The following is a 6,052-nucleotide window of genomic DNA, read 5'->3' on the forward strand; positions in this document are numbered from 1 at the left end:
TCGTATTGCCTGTCCTGGAGGCGGCTGCGGGCTGCGCGAGAGCCGGCCATGGCAACCGACGCTGGGGCGAGGTGGCATGCTCGAGTACGAGGACGAGCACACAGGTCAGTTTCGTTAAATTTGTGCTGTCGATATCGTCAACACGGCCTTCAGCTATGCTCTGTTTGTGCTTTTTTACCTGCTGCTTGGATCTCATCGACCTGCCATAACGCTTGCGACTGGGTGCGGCGTCGTCTTCAATTTTCATTCCATCGGAAGGTTGGTGTTTCGCAGTCGGAGGCATTCCACACTCCTGCCCTTTGTGGCTGGCTGCGCAACCGTTTGGCTCGTCAATATCCTGCTGCTGGACGAATTGACTGCTCTCGCGCTATCGCCGCTCGCCGGGCAAATGCTTGGCCTCCCCGTTCTCTCTCTGCTTTTACGCGATCAATCGCTATCTTGTATTTGGCAGGGTCCCATGAAGACGATTTCGGTCGTGTCGCCGTATTTCAATGAAGAGCAAAGCATCAGGGATGCCTACGATGCAGTTCGAGATATCTTCAAGGGTATGCCAAGCTGCCAGCGTGAGCGTATCTTTTGCGACAATGCTTCGATGGATAGAACGCTCACAACTCTGCGCGAGATCGCCGGCCAGGATCCCTGCGTCAAGGTTATCGCCGACATTCGAAATTTGGGCCCGATGCGACGCTCATACAATGGCGTGATGGCCAGTTCGGGCGATGCCGTCCTCCTGTTTCTTTCGACCGACCTGCAGAATCCACCACCGGAGCTTCTGCCAAAATTTGTCGAGCTCTGGGAACGGGGCTACGAGATCGTCTACGGGGTTCGTGCCAGGCGCGAGGAAGCGTGGGTCATGCGCTTCACCCGCAACGTCTACTACCGCGTACTAACGAAGTTTTTTTCGGAGGTGGTCGTCCCCCCGGGCGCCGGTGACTTCCAGCTCGTCGATCGACGGATCGTCGAAGCCATGCGGCAGGTCCGCGATGGCTATCCTTTCATGCGCATGATGACTTTCGAATGCGGCGGGCGATCGATCGGGATTCCCTACACGTGGCGGGTGCGCAAAAAGGGTATTTCGAAGAACACTATAGGCGCTCTTCGATCAGGGGATGAATGGGCTTGTCTCGTTCACGACGGCCCCAGTTCGGCTTGGCTTGTTTGGAGGCTTCCTGCTGGCTCAGTGAGCCTGTTCTACGCGCTGGCCAATCTCCTTATCAGTCTCATCTTCTACAGGCAGCCCGCAGAGCCACGCATCATGACGATCATAGTCGCCCTATCCTTTTTGGCGGTTTTCAGCTGTTTTCCTTGGGAACGACTGGCGAGTACGTACTCGCAATCTATGGACAGGTGAGAGATAAGCCGGCCCTGTTCGAGCGCGAGCGGATCAACTTCCCGTCCGCCGAGATTTCGACCGATCCTGATGTCTCGCGAGGCAGTTGGAGCGGCGAGCAACCGCGGGAACGCGTTTTGGACTAGGTCGCGCGGATCCCGACGATTTCGCTCAGGTGTACTGAAATGGTCCTGCCTCGGTTCCGAGATATCTCGACGCCACTCCGCCTTTCTTACGCGATCAATCACTATCTTGTATTTGGCACCCCATGACGACGATTTCGATCGTGACGCCACGTTTGCGAGCGTGCCCTGATCGAGCCCAAGCTCGAACTGGGTCGCATCATCAACGATCAACTTCCCTATCTCTGCGACAGCTAGTACGTGGGGTGAAATCGGTTCGCGGACTCGAGACCATCTTCTGTTGCACCGATGTCCACGACAGGCGTTTAGCGCAATACGCCTCGCGAACACATATTCAATTCTTTCCCCTGATTGTGTCAACCACGGCCGCGGTTTTGTTTGGGCCACTCATGGCCACTCGTATCCGGGTCGTCCAAGGGCCGCAGTGATTTTCGACGCAGGCTCCGTCGCCGCATGGGCTGAAAACCTTCATCAGGAAGAGCAAACCATTCAGGACAGTGTCTTGCTCGAGAAGCTCGACGACATCGTTGAGCGAGAACCGATCGCGAGGATCAATCAAGTGTGATGTCGAAGGTGGCGAATTTCACGTGTTGCGTGGTGCGACGCGGCTGATCCAGCGCGACCAGCTGGTCAGAATGCTGGGCAAATGGGACCGGCAGTTCGATTATCATCTGCACCGAGATGATGGGCGCTACCATTTTTGGGAGGAGATTGCGGAGTCCGGGTCAGCTAGAAGCTCCTTGAGGCTGATATCCATTGGTATGGGCCTTCCATTACGAGGCTATCGGGAAGGGACTTATGCCAAAAAATAAATACTTTACCAATTGCCAGTCTTGGCGGATCGAACTGTCCGCCGTAACCACAGCAATCCTTTTTGCTTGGCCGCAGATCTGCCCAAGATTGATGTCTTTTCTGAACAGAATTTTGATGCTGGCTCATCGTCGCGCGATGGACGATGCCCCCATTCTTTCGCCCTCAAGGATCTCGACAGCCTGGTTGCGTTCGGCCTGATCGCCGAATCCTGTTTATTGCGACCTGAGCGAGGGCTGAAAAGCTTGCAGGCACATCACCGGAGACGGCCGCTCGATCGCGTTAAGAGGCACTTGCTCATGCATCCGGGAGGACGTGATAGTGACGGCGATTTCGGGTTGGGGCCGCTATCCCATCAATGACACCGAGATGATCCATCCGCGCACAGTCGATGCGGCCCGACGAGCGACAGTACAGGCGAATCCAGGGATTGCCCGCGGCAATGGCCGAGCCTATGGAGACGCAGCCGTCGGCGTTCGCCAGACCATCGAGATGGCGCATCTCAACCGCATGCGAGCTTTCGATCCTCGGACCGGCCAGCTAACCGTGGAAGCTGGCCTGCTTCTCACTGACCTGATTGCGACATTTCTGCCCCGCGGGTTTTTTCCCTATGTCGTTCCCGGTACGAGTTTCATCACCGTTGGCGGCGCAATCGCGGCCGACGTACATGGCAAGAACCACCACTGCCAGGGCGGCTTTGGTCAATATGTTGAGAACATATTGTTGGTACTGCCGACGGGGGAAACGATTGGGGCATCTCGTGAAGAGCATCCCGATTTGTTTCGCGCCACAATTGGCGGAATGGGACTAACCGGCACAATTCTCGAGGCTACGATCCGACTCCGCCCCATCGAAACGGGCTGGATCCGCCAGCGGACGTTCGTCGCAGATGATCTCGACACCACGATTGGAGCGTTGGAGTGTGGCGACAGCGCCACCTATTCGGTGGCCTGGATTGACTGCCTGGCAAGGGGCGCACGCCTTGGCCGCTCGCTGATATTTTTGGGAGAACACGCCGCCCTTCATCACCTCGGCGAACGGCACGTTGCAAATCGGTTTCCGCTTCGAAAACCTTCTATGTCGATGCCAGTCGATGCACCATCCTTTGTATTGAATCGTTGGACTGCCGCAGCGTTCAACGAGCTCTATTTCCGGGCGGGCGCGCGCAAGGCCGCCTCCTCCACCCTCGTCCCCACTCATCCCTATTTCTTTCCGCTCGATGCACTAGGCAACTGGAACCGGATGTATGGTCGGCGCGGCTTCGTTGAGCACCAAAGCGTGCTTCCCATAAAAAATGCGCAGACGACTCTCGCCGAGATGCTCGATCGCATCGCCAAACGCGGCGAATCCGCGTTTTTGGCTGTCCTGAAGAAGCTCGGGGCCGGGAGCGGCTCCCTGTCATTCCCGATGCCGGGCTACACTCTAGCTCTCGACTTTCCGATAGAGCGCGGTTTGTTTTCAGTGCTCGATGAGCTGGACGAGCTTGTGGTCGCCGCCGGGGGACGGCTTTATCTGGCAAAGGATGCCCGGCAGTCACGAGCCACCTTTGAGGCAGGGTACAGCGATCTTTCTTTCTTCAGTGAGGTCCGACGGACGGTTGACCCCGCCGGGAAGCTGAAATCGCGCCTTGCCGAGCGACTCTTGATTTGAGAGGAACCGATGGCTGCTGCCGAAAAAGCCGTTCTCATCCTTGGGGGCACGTCGGACATTGGCAGGGCAACAGCGCTTGCCTTCGCCCAGAGCCAATGGACAGTTCGGCTCGCGGGACGCTCACTGGCTGACCTTCAGCGCGAGGCAGACGATATTTCGGTTCGCACCGGTCGCCAGGTCACCGCTCACCCCTTCGACGTGCTCGACACGGATTCGTTCACTGTATTCGTCAACGCGCTGCCCGATCTTCCGGATGTCGTCATCTCGGTTGTCGGCCTTCTTGGTGAGCAGCCTCGCGCCGAAACCGACCTTGATCACGCCAAAGAGATCCTACGCACAAACTACGAGGGTCCGGCGCTGATCCTTCGTGTCTTCGCGGAGCAATTTCTCGGGCGCGGATATGGATCTATCGTCGGAGTATCGTCTGTTGCGGGAGACCGAGGACGAGGCTCAAACTATTTTTACGGCTCTGCAAAAGCAGGATTCAGCGCCTTCCTTTCTGGCTTGCGTAATCGCCTGGCGATCAACAGCAGCATTCAAGTGATGACGGTCAAGCCGGGGTTCGTACGAACCAAAATGGCCGAACATAGAAAGCTGCCGCCCCTAATCACAGCCACTCCGGCGGAGGTGGGCGAAGCCATCCTCGGTGGTCTAAATCGCCGCAGGGATGTGATTTACGTACGATCTATCTGGTTCTTCGTGATGCTGATCATCCGCCTGATGCCAGAGCGAATTTTCAAACGACTCAAGTTGTAGCAAAGCCCGGCAGCGGAGAACTGTGATGCCCTAGACCATCCGCAATGTTGTCGCCATCCAGACATTTCGGCTCGCCGCGGACCGTAGGGGCTCGGCCTTGGCTGGATCTCGATCCTCGATCCTGAGGGGGTCTGGTCAACCTCGACCCGGCGGACCGGACCTTCATCTCCTATCTCTGCCTGGGCCGGCCGGGGAAGGAGCAACGACATGACTTCCGCGTTGCCGAAGCTATCGCCGAGGCCGTTCAGCGGCGACCATGCGATTCGTCCCATCCAAGTCGGCCAATCGATTCATTTTGCAGGCAGTCCACAAGGCTCGCAGCCGATTGGTGACGCAGAGAACTACAGTCATCAATCAAATTCGGGGCTTTCTATCTGAGCGAGGGCCGCTAGTCCGGCAGGCAGCGGCTGCGCTCCGATCGGGCGCTTCCTCAGATTCCCTCGACACTAATGGGAACTGTCGCCTCAAGCAGTCCGTCCATTCAAAAATTGGTCGGCTACTGACGCTCGGTATCTCGGCGAGCAGCGTCAATCACGAAGGAAACCAACGAACTTATCGATCAAGGTGCACGCACAGACTGATCCCACGGCGTCCGCCATGGTCGACAACGCGATCGGCACGCGCTCCAGGACGTAGCGCTCGGCCTGGCGGTTTAAGGGCTAGCGAGTCGCGCGGAGGAATTCCACCTCCGCGCGATCTCAGAACCTTACGTGAGCCTCTCGACTCATATGGCTCCCAGTGTTCGGCCTCCGCTAGGCAGAAGGGGCCAATGGGCAAACAGGTCCGGCGATGAATGGATCACGTGAGCCAGCCATTCCCGGCGCCCTTTGGCCGCTGCCGCAGGCGTTTGAACTTGCGTCGTGCCCATCGGAGGAGAAAGGCGTCGATCCCGCGAACTCGCCTTCGCGGATGGTGTTCTTACAATAGATCACTTTGATCTTTTCGGATGGAGCACCAATCGACAGTCGGCGAACCGCCGTTCCAGTGCCTGACGCAATGCCAGGGCCTCGCGCTCACTTCGGCAGTGACGGATGATATCGTCGGCGTACCGCAAACGGTAGGCCTGGAAATCCCCGCTTCAGCCAGACGTCGAACGCGTAATGAAGGAACAGATTCAAGAGCGGCCTGATCACCCCTCTGTGTGGCGTACCCTGCTCCAGCGGAACAAGTATGCCGTCGTCTCGCATCGCCGGCGCCTTCAGCCAACGCTCGATATAGAGCAGTACCGACGGGACAATCTGTATGTTTACGGACCGCTTTGAGCAACAGCACCCAATCGATACTGGCGAAAGACTACTCGACAGACTACCACCACCGCGCTCATCATCTCGACGACTATCCCGATCAGGTAACCATCGTTCGG

At 57.5% G+C, this 6,052-nt stretch carries 5 protein-coding genes and 1 pseudogene; 5 read left to right on the forward strand and 1 reads right to left on the reverse strand.

Annotated features, from left to right (window positions below; translation table 11 throughout):
* On the reverse strand, positions 1–283 hold a 283-nt coding region (locus CQ13_RS45330), incomplete at its 3' end, for a hypothetical protein (protein ID WP_245309049.1).
* On the opposite strand from CQ13_RS45330, the gene CQ13_RS06110 reads away from it, so the two are divergent.
* The 5 genes and pseudogenes from CQ13_RS06110 to CQ13_RS47010 form a co-directional block, all read left to right on the forward strand.
* The gene (locus CQ13_RS06110; RefSeq protein ID WP_430649656.1) at positions 167–1,351 is read left to right on the forward strand and encodes a glycosyltransferase family 2 protein; all 1,185 of its coding nucleotides are present in this window, start codon (positions 167–169) and stop codon (positions 1,349–1,351) included. The two genes, CQ13_RS45330 and CQ13_RS06110, sit on opposite strands and share 117 nt — an antisense overlap.
* 546 nt (positions 1,352–1,897) lie before the next feature.
* Positions 1,898–2,038: a hypothetical protein gene (locus tag CQ13_RS44235; RefSeq protein ID WP_197427254.1), complete on the forward strand. Its 141-nt coding sequence runs from the start codon at positions 1,898–1,900 to the stop codon at positions 2,036–2,038.
* Positions 2,039–2,604: 566 nt separating this feature from the next.
* Positions 2,605–3,933, forward strand: a complete 1,329-nt coding sequence (locus tag CQ13_RS06115) for an FAD-binding oxidoreductase (RefSeq protein ID WP_057842113.1) — start codon at positions 2,605–2,607, stop codon at positions 3,931–3,933.
* Positions 3,934–3,942: 9 nt separating this feature from the next.
* Positions 3,943–4,689 (forward strand): SDR family oxidoreductase, encoded by a 747-nt coding sequence (locus tag CQ13_RS06120; protein WP_057842114.1) that lies wholly within the window; start codon positions 3,943–3,945, stop codon positions 4,687–4,689.
* A 209-nt stretch (positions 4,690–4,898) separates the two neighbouring features.
* Positions 4,899–5,107: pseudogene (locus CQ13_RS47010) on the forward strand (IS110 family transposase); the annotation flags it as partial.
* Between the last annotated feature and the right edge of the window lie 945 nt (positions 5,108–6,052).

Source organism: Bradyrhizobium retamae (assembly GCF_001440415.1).
GTDB classification, from domain to species: domain Bacteria; phylum Pseudomonadota; class Alphaproteobacteria; order Rhizobiales; family Xanthobacteraceae; genus Bradyrhizobium; species Bradyrhizobium retamae.